Origin of the sequence: Saccharopolyspora cebuensis, from assembly GCF_039542665.1 — a bacterium.
Classification (GTDB): domain Bacteria; phylum Actinomycetota; class Actinomycetes; order Mycobacteriales; family Pseudonocardiaceae; genus Saccharopolyspora; species Saccharopolyspora cebuensis.
In genome coordinates this window covers 200,989-221,324 of record NZ_BAABII010000004.1, presented here as the reverse complement: position 1 = coordinate 221,324, position 20,336 = coordinate 200,989, and the positions used below count along the sequence as shown (strand labels likewise).

Annotated in this window: 20 protein-coding genes, 1 tRNA gene and 1 other RNA gene; 18 read left to right on the top strand and 4 right to left on the bottom strand. The window is 73.2% G+C overall.

Annotated elements, in window-relative coordinates:
• The first annotated feature begins 84 nt into the window (after positions 1-84).
• The 4 genes from ABD976_RS07600 (at position 85) to ABD976_RS07585 (ending at position 3,116) form a co-directional block, all read left to right on the top strand.
• Positions 85-942, top strand: coding sequence for a lysophospholipid acyltransferase family protein (locus tag ABD976_RS07600; protein ID WP_345359403.1), 858 nt, complete (start codon positions 85-87; stop codon positions 940-942).
• Positions 939-1,766 carry a lysophospholipid acyltransferase family protein gene (locus ABD976_RS07595; protein ID WP_345359400.1) on the top strand — a complete coding sequence of 276 codons (828 nt, stop codon included), beginning with the start codon at positions 939-941 and terminating at the stop codon, positions 1,764-1,766. Before ABD976_RS07600 ends, ABD976_RS07595 begins: the two co-directional genes overlap by 4 nt.
• A complete protein-coding gene (locus tag ABD976_RS07590) occupies positions 1,763-2,614 on the top strand; it encodes a lysophospholipid acyltransferase family protein (protein ID WP_345359397.1) in 852 nt (283 codons plus the stop codon). Before ABD976_RS07595 ends, ABD976_RS07590 begins: the two co-directional genes overlap by 4 nt.
• Before the next feature lie 316 nt (positions 2,615-2,930).
• The gene (locus ABD976_RS07585; RefSeq protein ID WP_345359394.1) at positions 2,931-3,116 is read left to right on the top strand and encodes a hypothetical protein; all 186 of its coding nucleotides are present in this window, start codon (positions 2,931-2,933) and stop codon (positions 3,114-3,116) included.
• Between the two features lie 59 nt (positions 3,117-3,175).
• Here the strand turns inward: ABD976_RS07585 and ABD976_RS07580 are convergent.
• Positions 3,176-3,261, bottom strand: a tRNA-Ser gene (locus ABD976_RS07580).
• A 266-nt stretch (positions 3,262-3,527) separates the two neighbouring features.
• On the opposite strand from ABD976_RS07580, the gene ABD976_RS07575 reads away from it, so the two are divergent.
• The 4 genes from ABD976_RS07575 to ABD976_RS07560 all read left to right on the top strand — a co-directional run bounded on the left by ABD976_RS07575 (position 3,528) and on the right by ABD976_RS07560 (position 6,981).
• Positions 3,528-3,872, top strand: a complete 345-nt coding sequence (locus ABD976_RS07575; protein WP_345359391.1) for a PadR family transcriptional regulator — start codon at positions 3,528-3,530, stop codon at positions 3,870-3,872.
• Complete coding sequence (locus ABD976_RS07570) at positions 3,869-4,495, top strand: HAAS signaling domain-containing protein (RefSeq protein ID WP_345359388.1); 627 nt, start codon at positions 3,869-3,871, stop codon at positions 4,493-4,495. The genes ABD976_RS07575 and ABD976_RS07570 overlap by 4 nt, the downstream gene beginning before the upstream one ends.
• Positions 4,496-4,571: 76 nt before the next feature.
• An RNA gene (gene ffs / locus ABD976_RS07565) (signal recognition particle sRNA small type) lies at positions 4,572-4,666 on the top strand.
• A gap of 50 nt (positions 4,667-4,716) precedes the next feature.
• Positions 4,717-6,981: a DNA polymerase III subunit gamma and tau gene (locus ABD976_RS07560; RefSeq protein WP_345359385.1), complete on the top strand. Its 2,265-nt coding sequence runs from the start codon at positions 4,717-4,719 to the stop codon at positions 6,979-6,981.
• Between the two features lie 269 nt (positions 6,982-7,250).
• On the opposite strand, the gene ABD976_RS07555 is transcribed toward ABD976_RS07560, so the two are convergent.
• Positions 7,251-9,071 (bottom strand): alpha/beta hydrolase family protein, encoded by a 1,821-nt coding sequence (locus tag ABD976_RS07555; protein WP_345359382.1) that lies wholly within the window; start codon positions 9,069-9,071, stop codon positions 7,251-7,253.
• Between the two features lie 141 nt (positions 9,072-9,212).
• Here ABD976_RS07555 and ABD976_RS07550 point away from each other — a divergent pair, with 141 nt between their 5' ends.
• The 9 genes from ABD976_RS07550 to ABD976_RS07510 all read left to right on the top strand — a co-directional run bounded on the left by ABD976_RS07550 (position 9,213) and on the right by ABD976_RS07510 (position 17,579).
• Positions 9,213-9,569 carry a YbaB/EbfC family nucleoid-associated protein gene (locus tag ABD976_RS07550; protein WP_345359379.1) on the top strand — a complete coding sequence of 119 codons (357 nt, stop codon included), beginning with the start codon at positions 9,213-9,215 and terminating at the stop codon, positions 9,567-9,569.
• A 7-nt stretch (positions 9,570-9,576) separates the two neighbouring features.
• On the top strand, positions 9,577-10,173 hold the full coding sequence (gene recR, locus ABD976_RS07545; RefSeq protein ID WP_345359376.1) for a recombination mediator RecR: 597 nt from the start codon (positions 9,577-9,579) through the stop codon (positions 10,171-10,173).
• Positions 10,170-10,745 (top strand): uridine kinase family protein, encoded by a 576-nt coding sequence (locus tag ABD976_RS07540; protein ID WP_345359373.1) that lies wholly within the window; start codon positions 10,170-10,172, stop codon positions 10,743-10,745. Before recR ends, ABD976_RS07540 begins: the two co-directional genes overlap by 4 nt.
• A gap of 568 nt (positions 10,746-11,313) precedes the next feature.
• Positions 11,314-12,999: an ABC transporter substrate-binding protein gene (locus ABD976_RS07535; RefSeq protein ID WP_345359370.1), complete on the top strand. Its 1,686-nt coding sequence runs from the start codon at positions 11,314-11,316 to the stop codon at positions 12,997-12,999.
• Between the two features lie 79 nt (positions 13,000-13,078).
• Complete coding sequence (locus ABD976_RS07530; protein ID WP_345359367.1) at positions 13,079-14,089, top strand: ABC transporter permease; 1,011 nt, start codon at positions 13,079-13,081, stop codon at positions 14,087-14,089.
• A 4-nt stretch (positions 14,090-14,093) separates the two neighbouring features.
• Positions 14,094-15,005: an ABC transporter permease gene (locus ABD976_RS07525; protein ID WP_345359364.1), complete on the top strand. Its 912-nt coding sequence runs from the start codon at positions 14,094-14,096 to the stop codon at positions 15,003-15,005.
• A gap of 13 nt (positions 15,006-15,018) precedes the next feature.
• A complete protein-coding gene (locus ABD976_RS07520; RefSeq protein WP_345359361.1) occupies positions 15,019-16,011 on the top strand; it encodes an ABC transporter ATP-binding protein in 993 nt (330 codons plus the stop codon).
• On the top strand, positions 16,008-17,054 hold the full coding sequence (locus tag ABD976_RS07515; RefSeq protein WP_345359358.1) for an ABC transporter ATP-binding protein: 1,047 nt from the start codon (positions 16,008-16,010) through the stop codon (positions 17,052-17,054). The genes ABD976_RS07520 and ABD976_RS07515 overlap by 4 nt, the downstream gene beginning before the upstream one ends.
• A gap of 393 nt (positions 17,055-17,447) precedes the next feature.
• Positions 17,448-17,579, top strand: a complete 132-nt coding sequence (locus ABD976_RS07510; protein WP_345359355.1) for a hypothetical protein — start codon at positions 17,448-17,450, stop codon at positions 17,577-17,579.
• On the opposite strand, the gene ABD976_RS07505 is transcribed toward ABD976_RS07510, so the two are convergent.
• Positions 17,576-18,496, bottom strand: coding sequence for an EamA family transporter (locus tag ABD976_RS07505; RefSeq protein WP_345359352.1), 921 nt, complete (start codon positions 18,494-18,496; stop codon positions 17,576-17,578). The genes ABD976_RS07510 and ABD976_RS07505 overlap by 4 nt on opposite strands.
• A 72-nt stretch (positions 18,497-18,568) precedes the next feature.
• Between ABD976_RS07505 and ABD976_RS07500 the strand changes: the two genes are divergently transcribed.
• Entirely contained in the window at positions 18,569-19,468 is a 900-nt protein-coding gene (locus tag ABD976_RS07500; protein WP_345359349.1) for a LysR family transcriptional regulator, read from the top strand.
• A 44-nt stretch (positions 19,469-19,512) separates the two neighbouring features.
• Here the strand turns inward: ABD976_RS07500 and ABD976_RS07495 are convergent, their stop codons facing one another.
• Positions 19,513-19,764 (bottom strand): hypothetical protein, encoded by a 252-nt coding sequence (locus ABD976_RS07495; protein ID WP_345359346.1) that lies wholly within the window; start codon positions 19,762-19,764, stop codon positions 19,513-19,515.
• Positions 19,765-20,336: the final 572 nt, after the last annotated feature.

The following is a 20,336-nucleotide window of genomic DNA, read 5'->3' as shown; positions in this document are numbered from 1 at the left end:
GCACCGGCTCCGCGCATCGCGGCGTGCCGCGCGGGCTCGTCCGGCGGATCGGACGTCGATCCCTGGCGTGAATCCGAGTGAGGCATGAACAAGACGAACCAGTACTTCCCGGAGCATCCGTGCGACCTGCGGTGCCTTCCCGAGGACGAGGACGAGGTCGAGGTGGTGGGCGAGGTCCGTTTCCTCCTGCGCCGACTGGCGATGCGCGCGCTCTACCCCGCGGCCTGGTGCGCCGGCGTCCTGGGCGCGGCGCTGCCCCGGTCGGCGGGTGCCGCGCTGTTCCGCTGGTGGGCGCGGGCGTGGTTGGCCGCGTCCGGCGTGCGGGTGCGGATCAGCGGCGAGCTCGGGTCCGATCCCGTGCTGCTGATCGCCAACCACGTGTCCTACTTCGACGCGCTCGCGTTCGTCGCCGCCCGCCCCTGCACCATCACCGCGGCCCACGACATGCGCGCGGACCGCTTCCTCGGCCGCTTCCTGAGCGCGGCCGGGACCATCTACCTGGAGCGGGACCGGTTGTCGGCGCTGCGGCGGTTCGTCGGCGAGGTCGCCGAGGAGCTGCGCTCGGGGCGGTGCGTGGTGGCCTTCCCCGAGGGGCGCATCCGGTGCTCGGCGCCGGGCGGGGCGTTCGCCCCCACGGTGCTGCAGGCGGCGGTCGACGCCGGCGTCCCGGTCCGCCCCGTGCTGCTGTGGTGCGAGCGCCCGGACGGCCGCCCCACGTCGCGCCTGTCCTGGCTCGGCGACGAGGGGCTGCACGACTCGCTGCGGCGGGTGCAGCGGATGCGCGGCGCGGCGGTGCGGGTCCAGGTCCTGCCGGACCTCGATCCCGGGCTCGGCCGCGCGGAGCTCGCCCGGCGGGCCGATGCGGCCCTCGCGGAAGCGGGCGCGCACCTGCCGGACACCTGCATCAGCGGTCCGGCGCTGGCCCGAGGAGGTGTCCGGTGAACCGGTGCGACGAGGCTTGCCTGGCCACCGACGACGGCGCCGCGCGGGTGGGTCGGCTGCGGCGGGCCTGGCGCACCGCGGCGGTGGGCGCGGCGATCGCCCTCTGCTGGGTCTTCGGCGTGCTGTCCGCGGCGTGCTCGCGCGGCGGCGCGCGGCGGCTGCTGCGGTGGTGGACCGCGCTCTACACCCGCGCCACCGGTGCGCGCTTCACCGCCACCGGCGAGCGCAGCCCCGGGGCCGCGCTCCTGCTGGCCAACCACGTGTCCTCGTTGGACGCGATGGCGGTGCTCGCCACCCGGCCCGCCGTCGCGGTGGCGCGGCGGGAACTGGCGGACCACCCGTTCCTCGGGCGGTTGTCCCGCAACGCCGGGACGATCTTCGTGGACCAGGACAGCCTCGCCGGGGTCCGCGCGCTCGTCGAGGCCATCACCGCAGAACTCCGCAGCGGCAACAGCGTGGTGGTGTTCCCGGAGGGGCGGGTCCGCTGCCTGCCCCCGGGCGGCGACTTCCGGCCCTCGGCCGTCCAGGCCGCGCTCGACGCGGGCGCCCCGGTGGTCCCGGTCGCGCTGTGGTGGGAGCTGCCCGGTGGGCGGGTCACCCCGCGCGCGACGTGGATCGGCACCGAACCGCTGGCGCGGTCGCTGCGGCGGATCACCGAGGCCCGGGGGCTGGTGATGCGGATCGCCGCGCTGGACGCGCTCGAACCGCGGGGCAAGCGGACCGAGCTGGCGCGACGAGCGCACCGGGCCGTCGCCGATGCCGCACCGCCGGTGCCCGGGACCTGCGCCGCGCACCGCACCGAACTCCAGGAGGTCGGCCCATGACCGCCGTGACCGTCGACCACGCGTGCCGGCTCGACTGCGTTCCGGACCACGACCGCCCGCCGGAGGTCGGCCCGCCGCGCCGCGCCGCCCGGCGGCTGGCGTTCGCCGCGTCCTGCGCCCTCGCCTACGTCCTCGGGCTCGTGGCCGCGGCGCTGCGCCCGCCCGCCGCACGACGGCTGCTCGGCCTGTGGTGCCGGAGCGCGCTGCGCGCCGCCGGGATCCGGGTCCGGATCGATGGCGTCGGCGAGCATTCCGGGCCCACGCTGGTGGTCGCCAACCACGTGTCCTTCTTCGACGGGCTGGCGATGCTGGCCGCGCACCCCCACCTCGTCGGGGTCGGCACGCACCAGAGCCGGAGCAACCCCGTGCTCGGCCGGCTCTTCACCCGCAGCGGGGTGATCTTCGTGGACGGCACCGACCGCGCCGCGATCCCGGGCATGGTGCGGGACGTGGCGGCGGAGCTCGCGGCGGGCGATTCGGTGCTGGTGTACCCGGAGGGCGCCCCGCGTTGCCGGGAACCAGGTGGTCCGTTCCGGCCCGCGGTGTTCCAAGCCGCCCTCGACGCGGGCGTTCCGGTGCAACCCGTGCTCACCCGGTGCGTCCTGCGCGACGGGACGCCCACCGCGCGGGCCTCCTGGTACACGGGGGAGGAGGAGGTGGGCTCCATGCTCGACCGCGTGTTCCGGATGCGGGGGTTGGAGCTCCGCATCACCCTGCTGCCTCCCGTCGAGTTGACGGACGCCCGCGATCGGCGCGAGCTGGCCCGGACGGCGTGGGACCGGCTCGTCGACCGCACCGGTCCGCTGCCGTCCGATTGCGTCACGGCCGACGAACGAGCGAGGTGCTGATTCCGCGATTCCCCGTTTCATCCCTTTTTCGCGGAGCTGTTTTCGCCGGGCGCGATTCGCGCGGTGCGGCACGGTGCCCGCGGAATTCCCGAGCGCGTTCGGAATCGTTCCCGCACGGCCGCTGTGCGTCGTCGACCTCGGAGGATCGGGGGAAATCGCGCCGCATTCGACACGAAGGAGTGAAACCAGGTCCAATGCCCCGGGAGCGACTTGCGGCGAAGAAGTGAAAGCCATTAATAATTGCCGGGTCGTCGCCGTGCGGATCCGTTTCCGGGTCGGGCGGCGGAATCCGTGCGGGGGGCGTGCAGGAAGGGAAGTGATCGACGTGCCGCCCGACGAATTCGAGGAGGCCTACATCGAGGGCCGCGAGGACGGGCTCGACGATCGCCGGCGGGGGACCGGGCGGAACATCCCCGTGAAGCACGGCGGCGAGGTGCAGCACTGGTACGCGCAGGGCTACCTCGACGGATTCAGCGCCGAGGTGCTCGCCTGCGGGCGCTGACCCCACCGCCGAACGCGAAGAACCCCGGGCGCTGGAGTGGCGCTCCGGGGTTCCGCGAGCGGAGGATAGGGGATTCGAACCCCTGAGGGCTGTTAACCCAACACGATTTCCAATCGTGCGCCTTAGGCCGCTCGGCCAATCCTCCGTGCGGAAGCCTAGCAGAGGGCCTTCTGAGCAGCGGGTATGGGTCGTGAGCTGGGGTGACGGGGTTGGCGCGATGATCCAGCGCGGCGGTCGTCGGCGGTGCCGGGGCGCGCGGCCGGGCGAGCGCGGCTGCGGCCGGATCGACCGGTCCGGTCCGCCGCGTGGAACCGCTTCGGCGTTCGCGCGTCCTCCGGTGAGCCGGTGCGTCCGGCGCCGTGGGTCCCGACGCCGTTGCGGCCCGATGATCTTGTCGGTACCTTGCGAGGCATGGTTCTGGACGGGAGCGCGGTGCTCACCCACCTGCGTCGTGGTGTGCTGGAGCACTGCATCCTGGCGATGATCGAGACCGAGCCGCTCTACGGGCTCGACATCGCGCGCAAGCTCGGCGCCCACGACGTCCTGCTGCAGAGCGAGGGCACGCTGTACCCCCTGCTCGCCCGCCTCCGGCGGCAAGGGCTCGTCGAGACGAGCCAGGTGAAGTCCTCGTCCGGACCGCCGCGTCGCTACTACTCGCTCACCGCCGAAGGGAGGGCGGCGCTGGCGACTTTCCGCTCCACCTGGTCCGCCTTCCGCGGCGCCGTCGACTCCGCGATGACAGGAGACCAGCCGTGACCAAGACCCATCCTCGCGTGACCACCTACCTCGACGAGCTGGACAAGCGGCTGCGGCACGCCCCCGCCGCCGTGCGCCGGGACGTGCTCGCCGGGGCCCACGAACACCTCGATGCCAGCGTGGGTCCGGACGCGGACGCCGCGACCGTCGATGCCGCGCTCGCCCGCATGGGCACCCCCGAAGCGATCGCCGCCGAGGCGGGGGTCGAGACCGGGTCCGCCCGCCAAGGCTCCCTCCTGGCCGCGGCGGTGGCCTGCGCCCTGCTGGCGGGCGCCGGGGCCCTCACCTTCCTGGTGGGCGGCCTGGTCAGCCTGTCGGCCGGTTTCGACGAGAACCCCGACTGGTCGGTGTCCGGGGCCGCGCACTTCGCCGCCGTCCTGCTCTCGGCGATGGCGTGGATCAGCGGTTCGGCGCTGGTGGCGCTGAACCGCTCGTGGTCGGGGCGGCAGAAGGTGTTGCTGCTCGCGTCCTGGCCGGTGGCGCTGGTGGTGTGCGAACTCTGCTACCTGCCCACCGGGGACGTCTACCTCACGGTCAACCTCGTCTCGTTCTGCGTCCAGGGGGTCCTCGGCCTGCTGTACGTCGTGGCCATCGCCAAGCTCTGGTTCGCCGCCCGGGGCTGAGCGGTCGACGACTCGGGCGGTCGGCGACCTGGGTGGGGCCCCGTGTCGTGCCCGCCCGCGGCATGGGTACACTGAACGCGGACCTCGTGCGGCGTCCATCCTGTGAACTCCCCCAGGGCCGGAAGGCAGCAAGGGTAAGCGGGCTCTGGCGGGTGCACGGGGTCCCCTTACTTTCCTGGGGTCGACCAGTCCTGTCCGCCGCACCGCGTAGGGTTTCCACCGTGGCGCTCGCCCTCTACCGCAAGTACCGGCCGGCGACCTTCGCCGAGGTCGCCGGGCAGGACCACGTGACCGCGCCGCTGCGGACCGCGCTGGCTTCGGGGCGGATCAACCACGCCTACCTGTTCTCCGGCCCGCGCGGCTGCGGCAAGACCTCCAGCGCCCGCATCCTGGCCCGCTCGCTGAACTGCGCCCAGGGGCCGACCGCCGACCCGTGCGGCGAGTGCGACTCCTGCGCGGCGCTGGCGCCCGAGGGCGCGGGCAGCGTCGACGTGGTGGAGCTCGACGCGGCCAGCCACGGCGGCGTGGACGACACCCGCGAGCTGCGCGATCGCGCCTTCTTCGCCCCCGCCCAGTCGCGGTACCGGATCTTCATCATCGACGAGGCCCACATGGTCACCACGCAGGGCTTCAACGCCCTGCTGAAGATCGTCGAGGAACCGCCCGAGCACCTGATCTTCATCTTCGCCACCACCGAGCCGGACAAGGTGCTCACCACCATCCGCTCCCGCACCCACCACTACCCGTTCCGGCTGATGCCGCCGGGCGTGATGCGCGAACTGGTGGACCGGATCTGCCAGGACGAGGGCGTGCGGATCGAACCGGCGGTGCACCCGCTGCTCATCCGCGCGGGCGGCGGCTCGGCCCGGGACACCCTCAGCGTGCTGGACCAGCTCGTCGCCGGGGCGGGCGAGCAGGGCGTCACCTACGACCGCGCGGTGGCGCTGCTCGGGGTCACCGACGTGGCGCTGATCGACGACATGGTCGACGCGCTGGCCGCCGAGGACGGCGCCGCGGTGTACGGGACGGTGGACCGGCTGGTGGAGGCCGGGCACGATCCCCGCCGCTTCGCCTCCGACCTGCTCGACCGGCTCCGCGACCTGGTGCTGCTGCACACCGTCCCGGACGCGGCCGAGCGCGGTCTGGTCGACGTCTCCGGCGAGGAGCTCACCCGGATGACCAGCCAGGCCGAGCGGCTGGGCGCGGCGACGCTGACCCGCTGCGCGGAGATCGTGCACACCGGCCTCACCGAGATGCGCGGGGCCACCGCGCCCCGGCTGCTGCTCGAACTGCTCTGCGCCCGGATGCTGCTGCCCGCCGTGTCCGCCGCGGACGTCGCCGTGCTGCAACGCCTGGAGCGGGTCGAGAACCGGATGACCATCGCGCCCGGCGCGCCCGCGGCCGAGCCCGGCGAGCCCGCGCCCGCCGGTGAGCAGAAGCCGAAACGCGTCTTCCAGCGCCCCCACGAGCGCGCCGCGCAGACCGCCGAGCCCGAGGCCCCCGCCGCCGAACCTCCGGCCCCCCAGCAATCGGCCCCCCAACAACCGGAGCAGCCGCAACCAGCTCCCCAGCAACCGGCGGCCCAGCAACCGGAGCGGCAGCCCGAGCAGGCGGAGAAGGCGCCGGAGGAAGCCGTGCAGCCGGAACCCCGCACGCCGACCCCGCAGGCCCCGGCGGCGGCCCGGGACGGTTCCGCGGGGAACGGGCAGCGGCCGAGCTCGGCTCCGACTCCCGAGCCCGCCGCATCGACCGCGGGCGCCGACGCCGCCGAGGTGCGCCGGGTCTGGACCGAGGTGCTGCGGGCGGTCGCCGAGCGCAACCGGCCGACCCAGGCGCTGCTGCTCAACGCCACCGTGCAGGACCTCCAGGACACCACCCTGGTGCTGTCGATGCCGACGTCCGGCCTGGTCAAGCAGCTCGCCCAGCAACGGCGGCTGGAGTTCGTCAAGGCCGCGCTGGCCTCGGTCCTCGGCGAGGGCGACTGGGAGGTGCACTGCGTCGAGGCGGGTGCCGCCCCGGCACGGCCCGCTCCGAAGCAGCAGGCCGCCCAGCGCCGGGAACCCCCACAACGCCGCTCCCAGAACGGCCAAGCGAACGGCAACGCGAACGGCAACGGCCAAGCGAACGGCAACGGCCACAGCACCAACGGCCAGGCCAAGCCGAACACCGGCAGCCCAGGTGCGGGCCAGAACGGCAACGGCGCGAGGGCGACCGCCGGACGCGCCACGGTCCCGCGCCCGCCGGAACCGGACGACATCCCGCCCCCGCCGGAGCCGCCGGACGAGGAACCGCCGCCGGACGACATCCCGCCACCACCGGAACCACCTGCCCCGGTCCCCGAGGTCCCGGACGAGGAGGAGGACGCGGAGGCGATGCTGGCCGGGTCCTCCCCGGTGGACGGCCCGGTGGCGCCGGCCCGCGACGTCGAGGCGGAAGCGGTCGACCTCCTCTCCCGGGAGCTAGGCGCCCGCAAGGTCGACGACTGACCCAGCCGTGAACCGAGTGAGGGGCACCCTTGCCCAAGTAACTGGGACAAGGGTGCCCCTCACTCACGTCACGTTCGGGTGAGGACCCCCTGCGGAGGACGGTGGAGGCGCGGTGCGGCACGCAGCTCGCACCGCGGCGGATCGGCGGGATTCCCGCCGGGACAGCCGCGTCGCCGTGGCCGTGCCCGGTACGTCGCCGAGCGCTCCCCGCGAACCGGTTCGCCTCGCTGCGGAGCTCATCGGCGAAAAGCGGTCCTGCGGGCCGGGGGTCAGCGGGCGAGGTGGCGGGTGAGGAAGGCCAGCGCCTTGGGGTAGGCGTCGAGGCGGTTGGCGCGCTTGGCCAGGCCGTGCCCCTCGTCGTCGTAGACCAGCAGCTCGCATTCCACGCCCTTGGCCCGCACCGCCTCGGTGATCTGCTCGGTCTCGGACAGCGGGACGCGCGGGTCGTTGGCGCCGTGCAGCGCGAACAGCGGCGCCGCGATCGCCGTGGCCCGGCTCAGCGGGGAGGCCCGCTGGAGGAAGTCGGCGTCGGTGGCCAGCGTGCCGTACTCCCGCTCGCGGTGGGCGCGGCGGTAGCGCGCGGTGTTGTTCAGGAACGTCACCAGCGACGAGATGCCGACGATGTCCACCCCGGCGGCCCAGCGCTCGGGCTGGAACGCCAGCCCGGCGAGCACCATGTACCCGCCGTAGGAGCCGCCCCACAGCGCGGCGCGGTCCGGGTCGAGCCCGAGTTCGGCCAGCCAGTCGTGCAGGTCGGCGAGGTCGGCGACGGATTCGAGCCGGTCGCGGCCGTCGTCGGCGGAGTACCAGCGCTTGCCGTAGCCGGTGGAGCCCCGCACGTTCGGCACCAGCACGTGGTGGCCGCGCCCGACGAGGGCCTGCACGATCGGGCTGAACGCGCGCACCGACTGGCTCTCCGGCCCGCCGTGGATCACCAGCACGCTCGATCCGGCCAGTTCCGGGTCGGGGTCGGTGGGGGAGTAGACGAAGCAGGGGATCCGCTGGCCGTCCCGGCTCGGTGCCCGGCGGACCTCGGGGACGGCGAGGTCGGCGTCGGCGAGCTGCGCGGTGGAGTCGGTGACCGGGCGCGCCGCGCCGGTGGCGGCGTCGACCACGATGGCGTCGCCGGGCACGTCGGGGGCGGAGAACGACAGCGCGATGTGCCGGGAGTCGGGGGACCAGACCGGTGCGGGCAGCGGGAACCCGCACCACCCGTCGCGGGGCAGCCGGACCCGGTGCCGCAGCTCCCCGGTGGTGGCGTCGTGCAGCGCGAGCCGGCTCACCCCGTCGTCGTTGGCGTGCACCAGCAGCGCGGTGCCGTCCGGGGACAGCCAGCCGGTGAGGTCGTGCTCCTCGGCGGTGATCAGCCAGGTGCGCTCGCCGCTGCGCCGGTCGATCCGGGCGATGCCGGTGCGGTCCCGGTCGGCGTTGCTGGTGACGATCAGCGCCTCGTCGTCCGGCCAGCCGGGGGTGGTGAACCGGGCGTGCTCGGTGCGTTCGGTGAGTGTGCTGAAGCGCCCGGAGGCGGTCGCGGGCATGGTGTCGACCACGACGAGCTGGTCGGACAGGGCGCGCACCGCCGGGATGGTGACCGCGACGTAGCGGCTGCCCGGGGAGAGCGCCACGTCGAGCACCATCCCGCCCCCGTCGTAGACGACGGCTTCCTCGCCGGTGTCGAGGTTGCGGATCACCACGTCGAAGTCGACGTCGTCGCGCCGGTTGGTGGCGTAGACGATGCGGCCGGGCAGCACGCCGACCAGCCGGTGCACGTGCTCCGGGTCGCGCACCACCGGTTCGAGGTCGTCGAGCGTCGCGGGCCCGGTGCGCTCCTCGTCGAGCCGCAGCAGGGAGAGCTGGGTGCGCTCGTCGCCGTCGGTGTCGTGCTGCACCACCACCGCGCGCTCGCCCGGCAGGTAGCGGCCGCTGACCGCGCCGGTCAGCTCGGTCAGCGGGGTGCGCGCCTCGCCGCTGAGCTCCACGAGCTGGACCGAGCCGGTTTCGTCCGACCCGGCGAGCACGCGTCCCCGGTCGTCGACGTCGAAGGCCCGCCAGCCGGTCAGTTCCAGCAACCGCACGATGTCCAGCCCCATGGAAGCCACCTTGTCACGCCGGAGGCCGGTCCGGAACGTCGTGCGCGGTGGCCGTGCGGACGAGTGGTCGGCGGGCACGTCTAGGCTGGTGGGGTAACCCGTGCAGGCGCTGCGGGCGCCCGGAGCCGGAGGAGGACCACGGTGCAACCTGGTGGCCAGCCGAACATGCAGCAGATCATGGAGCAGGCGCAGAAGATGCAGCAGCAGCTCATGACCGCGCAGCAGGAGCTGCAGTCCGCGGAGGTGAGCGGCACGGCGGGTGGCGGGCTGGTCACGGCCGTGGTCAGCGGCGCGGGCGAGCTGAAGTCGATGTCGATCGACCCGAAGGCCGCCGACCCGGAGGACACCGAGACGCTGGCGGACCTGGTCGTCGCGGCGGTGCGGGACGCCAACCGGGCGGCGCAGGAGCTCCAGGCCGAGAAGATGGGCCCGATGACCAATGCGCTCGGCGGCGGTGCGGGCCCGGACCTGGGTGGTCTCGGCCTGTCGGGGCTGTGAGCGCCGGGTGTACGAAGGACCCGTTCAGGACCTGATCGACGAGCTCGGCCGGTTGCCGGGCGTCGGTCCCAAGAGCGCGCAGCGCATCGCCTTCCACCTGCTGGCGGCCGAGCCCGCCGACGTCACCCGGTTGCAGGAATCCCTGCAGAAGGTGAAGGAAGGCGTGGTGTTCTGCGACGTCTGCGGCAACGTCTCGGCGGAGACCACCTGCCGGATCTGCGGCGACAGCCGCCGCGACCCGGCCGTGGTGTGCGTGGTGGAGGAACCCAAGGACGTGCTCGCGGTGGAGCGGACCCGCGAGTTCAAGGGCCGCTACCACGTGCTCGGCGGGGCCCTGGACCCGTTGTCCGGGGTGGGGCCCGATCAGCTGCGGGTGCGCGAGCTGATGGCGCGGATCGGCAGCGACGGGATCACCGAGGTGATCATCGCGACCGACCCGAACACCGAGGGCGAGGCGACCGCGACGTACCTGGTGCGGATGCTGCGGGACTTCCCGGGGCTCAACGTCACCCGGCTGGCCTCCGGGCTGCCGATGGGCGGTGACCTGGAGTTCGCCGACGAGCTGACGTTGACCCGCGCGCTGTCCGGCCGCCGCGCGGTGTGAGCGCGGCCGGTCGCGCGGCGGAGCTGGTCCGGGCCGCGCCGCCGAGGCTCGGCGGGGTGCGGCTGGTGGCGGTGGACGGGCCGTCGGGCTCGGGCAAGACGGTCTTCGCCCGGCGGCTGGTCGCGGAGCTGACCGGGCTCGCGGTCGCGCTGGTGCCCACCGACGACTTCGCGACCTGGGACGACCCGGTGGACTGGTGGCCGCGCCTGGCCACCGGCGTGCTCGATCCGCTGCGGCGCGGCGAGCCCGGCGGCTACCGGCGCATCGAGTGGCCGGACGGCCGACCGCGCCCCGGCGCCCGGGTGGCGGTGCCGGTCCCGGACGTGCTCGTGGTGGAGGGCATGTCGGCGGCCCGCCGCGAGGTGGCCCCGGAACTCTCCCTCACGATCTGGGTCGAGCTCCCCGACCCGGCGCTGCGCCTGGAGCGCGCGGTGGCCCGGGACGGCGAGCAGACCCGAGCCGAGCTGCGCCGCTGGCAGCACTTCGAGCACCGCTGGTTCCCCACCGACGACACCCGAACCCGAGCGGACCTCGTCATCGACGCCCCGCACCTGACGGATGGACCCGAGTGAGGGGCACCCTGTACCAAGTGACGTGGTACAGGGTGCCCCTCACTCAGTGCACGATCGTGCGTCCCCCGTTTTCTCCGTGAGTGAGGGGCACCCTTGCCCCAGTATGTTGGTCAAGGGTGCCCCTCACTCAGCTCACCATCGGGTTAGCGGTAGCGCGGACAGGGCGCGGACGTTCCTTCTGCTGCTCGCCGACGGTTCCCGCGAGTGCCCGTGTCGCGCGACGGATTCGCTCCCGGTGGCCGGTGCTGCGTCCTCGACGGCCTGCGGCGGCTCTGAAGGGGCGGCTCTGACGTCCGGGTCGGTCGGGGTTGTCGTATTTGCGCCAACTCGGCGAGTGCCCGGCGGCTTCGGCGCGTGCCTGCGGGGGTCCGCTGTGGACGATCATCGGGGGCGTGACCAGCGATGCATCCGTACGGGTGGCGACCAGTGGCGTGAGCTGAGCGGATGCGACGTCGCGTTAGGTTGCCCTAAGTATCTCGATCGTAACCTTCGGTGGCCTGGAACGGGCCGGAACGCGGGCTACTCTCACGAGCACTCTGAGACCTGAGCCACATCCCGAGGTGCACCGATGAGTAGAGCTCCGTCGACCGGTCGCGGTGCGCGGCGCCGGTTCGTGACAGCGGGCCTCGCCGCCGCGCTGACCGTGTCGTTGGCCGCGTGCGCGGAGTCCGAACGCGACGCCGCCGGGGGCGGTGAGGGCGGCACGCTGACCTTCGGGGCCGCGGGCGCGCCGAACCTGTTCGACCCGTTCTACGCCTCCGACGGCGAGACCTTCCGCGTCACCCGGCAGATCATGGAGGGCCTGGTCGGCTTCAAGCCGGGCACCGCCGACGTCGAGCCGGAACTGGCGACCGAGTGGACGCACAGCCCGGACGGCACCGACTGGACCTTCACCCTCCGGGAGGGCGTGAAGTTCCACGACGGCACCGACTTCAACGCCGCGGCGGTCTGCGCGAACTTCGAGCGCTGGTACCACCAGACCGGCGCGGGCCAGAACCAGGCGCTGTCGTACTACTGGATCGAGAACTTCGGCGGCTTCGCCGACGGGCAGCAGCCCTCGCTCTACGAGTCCTGCGAGGCGTCGAACCCGACCACGGTGACCGTGCACCTCACCCGGGCGACCTCGAAGTTCCCCGACCTGCTCGGGTTGCCGTCGTTCTCCATGCAGTCGCCGACCGCGATGGAGACCTACCGGGCCAACGACGTGCGCGCCCAGGGCGACAGCTTCGTCTACCCCGAGTACGCCAAGTCCCACCCCACCGGCACCGGGCCGTTCACCTTCACCGGCTACGACCAGGGCAACGGCACCATCACGCTGAGCCGCAACGAGGACTACTGGGGCGAGAAGGCCAAGCTCGACGAGCTGATCTTCCGGATCATCCCGGACGAGACGGTCCGCAAGCAGGAACTCCAGGCGGGCAGCATCGACGGCTACGACTTCCCCAACGCCGCCGACCTGCAGTCGCTGCGCGACGCGGGCAACAACGTCATGGTCCGCGACCCGTTCAACATCATGTACCTGGGCATCACCCAGAAGAACAACCCGGCGTTGCAGGACCTGCGGGTGCGGCAGGCGCTGGCCTACGCGGTGGACCGCGAGACGCTGGTGCAGGCGGCGCTGCCGGACGGCGCCGAGGTCGCGACCCAGTTCTACCCGGACACCGTCGACGGCTACGCCGAGGACGTGCAGGAGTACCCGCACGACCCGGAGCGCGCCCGGCAGCTCCTCGCCGAGGCGGGCCACCCGGACCTCACCGTGAACTTCTACTGGCCCACCGAGGTGACCCGGCCGTACATGCCGGACCCGCAGGGCATCTACAACAGCCTCGCCGAGGACCTGCGCGCCGTCGGCATCACGGTCAACCCGGTGAGCAAGCCGTGGAACGGCGGCTACATCGACGACGTGGACAACGCCCGCGCCGACCTGTTCCTGCTGGGCTGGACCGGTGACTACAACACGCCGGACAACTTCATCGGCACGTTCTTCGGCACCACCACCAACCGGTTCCACACCGCGTCCTCGCCGTGGGGCGAGGACCTCGCCGCCCAGCTCCGGGCCGCCGACAGCGAGCCCGACGAGAACCGGCGCGACGCGATGTACCAGGACATCAACCGGCGGCTGCTGTCGGAGTACCTGCCCGCGGTGCCGCTGTCGCACTCGCCGCCGGCCATCGTGGTCAGCCCCGAGGTCGAGGGACTGGTGCCCTCGCCGCTGACCGCCGAGGAGTTCGCCTCGGTCAGCATCTCGAGGTGATCGGCGGGGCCTGAGGGACGGCGGGAGGCGGTCGCACCGCACCGGGTGCGACCGCCGGGACGACTTCGACGGGGGATCAGTGCTCCGCTTCACGGTTCGACGGCTGGCCCAGCTCGTGCTGGTCGTCGTGGTGCTGTCGATGCTGCTGTTCGGGTGGCTGCGGCTGCTGCCCGGCGGGCCGGTGTCGGCGCTGCTCGGGGACCGCGCCACCCCGGAGGCCCGCGCCCAGCTGGAGGCCCAGCTCGGCATGGACCAGCCGCTGATCGTGCAGTACTGGAAGTTCCTGGAACGCGCGGTCAGCGGTGACTTCGGCACCTCCACCGGGGTGCAGCGCGGCACCCCGGCGCTGGAGGTCTTCCTGACCCGCTTCCCGGCGACGCTGGAGCTGTCCATCCTGGCGCTGCTGCTCGCCGTGGCCGTCGGGGTCCCGCTCGGCTACCTGGCCGCCCGCCGCCGCGGCACCTGGCTGGACAACCTGACCATCACCTCGTCGCTGGTCGGCGTGGCGGTGCCGGTGTTCTTCTCGGCGTTCCTGCTGAAGTACGTGTTCGCCATCGAGCTGGGCGTGCTGCCGGTCTCCGGCCGCCAGGACACCGGGATCGACGCCACCCGGGTCACCGGCTTCTACATCCTCGACGGCCTCCTCACCCGCGAGTTCGACGCGGCGTGGAACGCGCTGGTGCACCTGGTGCTGCCCGCCATCGCGCTGGCCACCATCCCGTTCGCGGTGATCTTCCGGATCACCCGGGCCGCGGTGCTCGACGTCGTCGACGAGGACTACGTGCGCACCGCGCGGGCCAAGGGCCTGTCGGCGATGGTGGTCCGCACCCGGCACGTGCTGCACAACGCGATGCTGCCGGTGGTCACCACGATCGGCCTGCAGACCGGCGCGCTGCTGGCCGGGGCGGTGCTCACCGAGCGCGTCTTCAACATCTCCGGCATCGGGCAGGCGGTGGCGATCGGCTTCCAGCGCAAGGACTTCCCGGTGCTCCAAGTGGTGATCCTGGCCGCGGCGATGGTCTACGTGCTGGTCAACCTGCTGGTCGACCTGACCTACGCGCTGATCGACCCCCGACTCCGGACCCGGTGATCGCATGGTGACCAAGACCCAGCGGATCGACGCGCTCTCCGACTCCGGCGTGAGCCTCACCGCCTCGGCCTGGCGGCGGCTCAAGCGCAGCCCGGTGTTCCTCGTCGGCGCCTCGATCATCGGGCTGTTCGTGCTGGTCGCGGTGACCGCACCGCTGCTCGCCCCGCACGACCCGGCGCTGCGGCTGCTGGAGGACCAGGTCTCGCGCGCCGACAACGTGATCCCGCCGCCGCAGGACGGGTATCCGCTCGGCGGCGACCAGTACGGGCGGGACCTGTTCTCCCGGCTGCTGCTCGGTTCCCAGCAGACGCTGCTGGTGGCGGTGCTGGCGACGGTGATCGGGCTCGGCGGCGGACTGCTGCTGGGCATCCTCGCCGGGGCGTTCGGCGGCTGGGTGGACTCGGTGGTGATGCGCGCGGTCGACGTGATGCTGTCGGTGCCCTCGCTGCTGCTGGCGGTGTCGATCGGCGCGCTGTTCGCCAGCCAGACCCAGTTCACCGTGATCCTCGCGGTGGCGATCGTGCAGGTGCCCATCTTCGCCCGGCTGCTGCGCGGCACCATGCTCGCGCAGCGGTCCAGCGATCACGTGCTCGCGGCGCGGGCGCTGGGCATCAAGGAAGGCGCGATCGTGTTCCGCCACATGCTGCCCAACGCGCTCGGCCCGGTGATCGTGCAGTCCACGCTGGTGCTGGCGGTGGCCATCATCGACGCCGCCGCGCTGTCGTTCCTCGGCCTCGGCGCCGCCGACGACTCGATCCCGGAGTGGGGGCAGATGCTCGGCGGGGCGCAGAACATCATCGATTCGCACCCGCAGCTCGCCTTCTGGCCCGCGGGCTGCATCATCGTCGTCGCCCTGGGCTTCACGTTGGTGGGCGAATCGCTGCGGGACGCGCTGGACCCGAAGCGCCGGCGCTGAAGGACGGAGCACCATGGCACTACTGGAAGTCCGCGACCTGTCGGTGGTCTTCGCGCGCAAGGGCGAACCGCCGACCACCGCCGTGGACGGCATCTCCTTCGACGTCGAACCCGGCCGCACGGTCGGGCTGGTCGGCGAGTCCGGCTGCGGCAAGTCGGTGACCTCGCTGGCGATCATGGGGCTGCTGCCGGAGCACGGCGCGGAGGTCACCGGCTCGGTGCGCTTCGACGGCACCGACCTGTTGGCGCTGAGCCCCAAGCAGCTCGACCAGCGCCGCGGGCGCGACCTGGGCATGGTGTTCCAGGACCCGCTGAGCTCGCTGAACCCGGTGGTGCCGATCGGTCTCCAGGTCGCCGAGGTCATCGAGCGGCACCGCGGGCTGCCGCGCAAGAAGGCGATGCCCGAGGCCGCCGAACTCCTCCAGCGGGTCGGCATCCCCGACCCGACGCGGCGGCTCAAGGAGTACCCGCACCAGCTCTCCGGCGGGATGCGGCAGCGCGCGCTGATCGCGATGGCGCTGGCCTGCCGCCCCCGGCTGCTCATCGCCGACGAGCCGACCACCGCGCTGGACGTCACCATCCAGGCGCAGATCCTCGCGCTGCTGGCCGAACTCGTCGCGGGCACCGACACCGCGCTGATCATGATCACGCACGACCTCGGGGTGGTCGCCGGGCTCTGCGACGAGGTGAACGTGCTCTACGCGGGCCGGGTGGTGGAGCGGGCCGCCCGGCACGACCTGTTCGCCCGGCCCCGCCACCCCTACACCGCGGGCCTGCTGGCCTCGGTGCCCCGGCTGGACGCGCCGCGCGGTGAGCGGCTGGCCACGATCCGGGGCTCGGTGGCCGACAACATCCCGTGGGACGCCGGGTGCGCGTTCTGCCCGCGTTGCCCGAACGCCCTGGAGCGGTGCGAGCAGGTCACCCCGGACGTCTCCGTCGACGTCGGCTCCCGCCTGCTGCGCTGCCACAACCCGGTGCGGGAAGACCCGATGGTGGAGCTGTCATGACCGAGACCCTGGTGGAGGTCGACGACCTCGCGGTGCACTTCCCGATCAAGCGCGGCGTGGTGCTGGACCGCACCATCGGCCACGTCTACGCGGTGGACGGGGTGTCGCTGCGCATCCGGCGCGGCGAGACCTACGGGCTGGTCGGCGAATCCGGCTGCGGCAAGTCCACGCTCGGCCGCGCCGTGCTGCGGCTGGAGAAGCCGACCGGGGGCCGGGTGGTGTTCGACGGCACCGACCTGTCCGGCATGAAGGGCGAACCGCTGCGCCGGATGCGGCGGCGGATGCAGATGGTCTTCCAGGACCCGCTGTCCTCCCTGGACCCGCGCCAGTCGGTGCGGTCGCTGCTGGTCGAAGGGCTGCGGGCGCACGGGCTCGACCAGGACCGGCAGCGCACCGACGAGCGGCTGCGCGAACTGCTCGACGCCGTCGGGATGCCCACCACCGCGCTGCGCAAGTACCCGCACGAGTTCTCCGGCGGGCAGCGGCAGCGGATCGGCATCGCCCGCGCGCTGTCGGTCGGACCGGACCTCATCGTCGCCGACGAGCCGGTCTCCGCGCTCGACGTCTCGGTGCAGGCCCAGGTGGTGAACCTGCTGGAGGACCTCCAGCAGGAGTTCGGCCTGACCTACCTGGTGATCGCGCACGACCTCGCCGTGGTGCGGCACATCGCCGACCGGGTCGGCGTGATGTACCTGGGCGGCGTGGTGGAGGAGGCGGATTCCGACTCCCTCTACGCCGCGCCGCTGCACCCCTACACCCGCGCGCTGCTGTCCGCGGTGCCGGTGCCGGACCCGGTGGTGGAGGACGAGCGGGAGCAGATCCTGCTCTCCGGCGACCTGCCGTCCCCGGCGGCGCCGCCGACCGGCTGCCGCTTCCACACCCGCTGCCCGTGGCGCCAGCAGTCCCGCTGCGACACCGAACGCCCGGTGCTGCGCGAACTCCGCCCCGGCCACCGCGTCGCCTGCCACTACGCCGAGGAGATCGAGGCGGGCAGCCTCACCCCCACCACCGCCGACCCCGCCGCGCCCACCACCGTCGCTTGAGTGAGGGGCACCCTTTACCAAGTCACGTGGTACAGGGTGCCCCTCACTCAGCTCTCGAACGGGTGGTGCCGCACCGCGGGACCCGAACTGGGTGAGGGGCACCCTTGCCCAAGTAACTTGGTCAAGGGTGCCCCTCACTCATGTCTCGAACGGGTGAGGGCTCGTGGTCGGTGCGGCGGGGGAACCTTCCTGTCCCGGGTGGCAGCGGGGGAACCTTCCGGTCACCGCGCTCCGGAGGTCCGCCGGTCCGGGCGGGTCGGGCCGAAGTGGACCCGGGATGATCTTCGACCGAGTAGGTTGGTCGCTCACCGGAGTGCCGTTCGACCGGGAGGCGTTGACCTAGTGCGATACAGCAGTGCACCACGCTGCTCTGGCTGTGATTTCCGGGCGCTGTTGGACGAACCGACGGCGCGGCGGCTGGTCGAGGGGTCGGGCGGCGTGCTGGTCGTCTACGCCTGCCCGGAGGGCGACGGCCTGCACGTGTGCAATCCGGACTTCGAGAGCTCCCAGACCCGCGCCCACTAGGGCTCGGCGGCCACGGGCTCGCGCGGACCGGTGGACCGGAGCTCCGGCGGGCGGCGCCGGAGGCTGCCGAACAGCACGCCGAGCACCACCACCGCCCCGGCGGTGAGCTCCACCGGGTGCGGGCGCTCGCCGAGCACCAGCCACGCGGCGGCGAAGCCGACCACCGGCACCAGCAGGGCGAACGGTGCGACCGAGCTGGCCGGGTGCCGGTTCATCAGCACCGTCCACAACCCGGCGCCGACCACCGTGGCGATCCCGGCGGTGTAGGCCAGGCCGCCGAGCGCGGCCAGCCCGTCGACGCTGGTGAACGCCGTGGCGAGCGCGTGCCAGCCGGTCGACGGTCCTTCGAGCGCGGCGGACAGCGCGAACATCGGCAGCGGCGGCACGACCGCGATCCACAGCGACAGGTGCAGCGGGTTCGGCGCGGCGGCCTTGCGCGCGCAGAGGTTGCCGAACGCCCAGGACAGCGCCCCGCACAAGGTGATCAGCACGGGCAGCAGGGCGGCGGTCTGCGCCCGGTGCCAGGCGATCGCGGCCATCCCGAGCACCGCGATCGCGATGCCGACGAGCTGCCGACCGCTGATCCGCTCCCGCAGCAGCAGCGCGCCGAGCACCACGGTGAACGGCGCGGACGCCTGCTGCACCAGCGAGGCCAGCCCGGTCGGCATCCCGACGTCCATCGCGATGAACAGGAAGACGAACTGCAAGGTGCCGAAGCACAGGCCGTAGCCGAGCAGCCACCGCCACTCGACCCGGGGGCGCGGCACCAGCAGCAGCACCGGGACCAGCAGCACGGCGAAGCGCAGCCCGGCGAAGAAGATCGGCGGGAAGTGGCGCAGCGCGAAGTCGATCGCGATGAAGTTGAACCCCCACAGCAGGGCGACGACGCAGGCGAGCAAGCGGTCGGCTCTGTTCACGGCATCGAGCCTGCGGCCTGCGTCCGTGAAGAACAAGCGACGGTATGTGCACCGTCCATGTAGGGTTCCTTCATGGACGTCCGGAGGCTGAGACTGCTGCGCGAGTTCGCCGACCGGGGGACCATCGCCGCGGTCGCCGCCGCGCTGTCCTACACCCCGTCGGCGGTGTCCCAGCAGCTCCGCGCCTTGCAGGCCGAGGTCGGCGTGCCCCTCACCGAACCGGCCGGCCGCGGCCTGCGGCTCACCGACGCCGGGCGGTCGCTGGCCGCCCGCGCCGACGAGATCCTCGCCGCCCTCGACCGCGCCGAGGCCGAGCTGAACACCTACCGCGCCACCCCGCGCGGCGGGGTGCGGATCGCGATCTTCCCGTCCGGGGCGTACCTGCTGCTGCCCGGACTGCTGCGGCGGATGGCCGCGCACCCCACCGTCCGGCTGGAGTGCCGCGACGTGGACATGACCCCGACGCAGGTGCCCGGCCTCACCGCCGACTTCGACCTGGTGGTGGCGCACCGCGACGACCACGCACCGCCGTTCGACGACGCGCGGATGGAGATCACCCCGGTGCTGCGCGAACCGCTGGACGTGGCGCTGCCGCCGGGGCACCGGCTCGCCGCCCGCGAGCGCGTCGAACTCACCGACCTGGTCGCCGAACCGTGGCTCAGCGTCGACGTCGGGTTCCCGGTCGACGACGTGCTGCGCTCGCTCGCGGTGCGCACCGGGGTCCGGCCGACCGTGGTGCAGCGCATCAACGACTTCCGGGTCACCGAATCGCTGGTCGCCGACGGCCACGGCGTCGCCCTGCTGCCCCGGCACACCGCCGACCGGTCGCGGCTGGTGCTGCGCCCGCTGGCCGGGGTGCGCGCCGGGCGCAACGTCGAAGTGCTCGCCCGCCGCGGCGCCACCGAGCGGCCCGCCGTCCGGGTCGTCCTCGACGCGCTGCTCGCCGAAGCCGCCGACGTCACCGCCTGCTGACGGCCCGCGGCCCGGTCCCGCCGGGCGCGCGAGCCGGGCTTCGCTCAGGTCGGCGTCGGGGGGCGTTCGGTCCGGCCGTCGGCCTGCACGGGGATGGTGTATCCGGCGGCGTTCTCCAGGAGGTTCGCGACGTCGACGGCCTCGTCGGCGGTGAACACCAGCGTGTCACCGGGCGGCAGCACCAGCGCGATCCGGTCGCCCATCACCAGGACGGTCACCGTGCCCTGCTCGCCGTGCGGGGTGGTGCACGGGATGCGCCACCGGAGCTGTTCGGTCGGATCTTCGGTCGGCCACATCGTCACACCTCTGCACCGGGGTTGTCGGTGCTTGACTGAACCGCGCGGCGGGCGGGGCATCAAGTCGGGTGCTCCGAACGAGTGGTGATCCGGACCTTTCGCCTGTCCCGGGCGCGCTGCGCGCGGGTCCGGTGCGCGGTGGCGGTGCTGCGGGCCGCGCGGTCCGGGCTCAGGTCGTCCAGGGGTCGAGGAACGGGAGGAGCGGGGCCGGGTCGAGGAGTCGGGCGTCCGGTCGGCCGGAGGTGCTTGGCCAGGAGGCGCGGGGCCGGTCGAGGAGTTGGAGGCCGGTCGACCGGGAGGCGCGGAGCGGGGAGTCCGCGGGCCGCCGGTCCGGGAGTGGGGGTCCGCGGGATGGGCGTCGGGGAAGCGGGCGGAGGGCGAGCGGGCGAACGGCTCGCGGTGGAGCCGGGCGCGCCCTCCGCCTCCCCCTTCGAGTCCCCCCGGACCGGTCGTGCGGGCAGCGGATGTCCGCACGACGTGCTCACCAGTCTCACAGCGGGGCGGTCGCCGCACTACCGTCTTTGGTCGAGTCCGGTGCCCGATCCAGGGCTGATTTCCGACCGCCGGATGTC

Coding starts and splice junctions, on each gene's coding strand:
- ABD976_RS07600 (WP_345359403.1), top strand. CDS start 85: ATGAACAAGACGAACCAGTACTTCCCGGAGCATCCGTGCGACCTGCGG.
- ABD976_RS07515 (WP_345359358.1), top strand. CDS start 16,008: ATGACCGAGACCCTGGTGGAGGTCGACGACCTCGCGGTGCACTTCCCG.
- ABD976_RS07520 (WP_345359361.1), top strand. CDS start 15,019: ATGGCACTACTGGAAGTCCGCGACCTGTCGGTGGTCTTCGCGCGCAAG.
- ABD976_RS07525 (WP_345359364.1), top strand. CDS start 14,094: ATGGTGACCAAGACCCAGCGGATCGACGCGCTCTCCGACTCCGGCGTG.
- ABD976_RS07590 (WP_345359397.1), top strand. CDS start 1,763: ATGACCGCCGTGACCGTCGACCACGCGTGCCGGCTCGACTGCGTTCCG.
- ABD976_RS07555 (WP_345359382.1), bottom strand. CDS start 9,071: ATGGGGCTGGACATCGTGCGGTTGCTGGAACTGACCGGCTGGCGGGCC.
- ABD976_RS07495 (WP_345359346.1), bottom strand. CDS start 19,764: ATGTGGCCGACCGAAGATCCGACCGAACAGCTCCGGTGGCGCATCCCG.
- ABD976_RS07500 (WP_345359349.1), top strand. CDS start 18,569: ATGGACGTCCGGAGGCTGAGACTGCTGCGCGAGTTCGCCGACCGGGGG.
- ABD976_RS07575 (WP_345359391.1), top strand. CDS start 3,528: ATGGTTCTGGACGGGAGCGCGGTGCTCACCCACCTGCGTCGTGGTGTG.
- ABD976_RS07535 (WP_345359370.1), top strand. CDS start 11,314: ATGAGTAGAGCTCCGTCGACCGGTCGCGGTGCGCGGCGCCGGTTCGTG.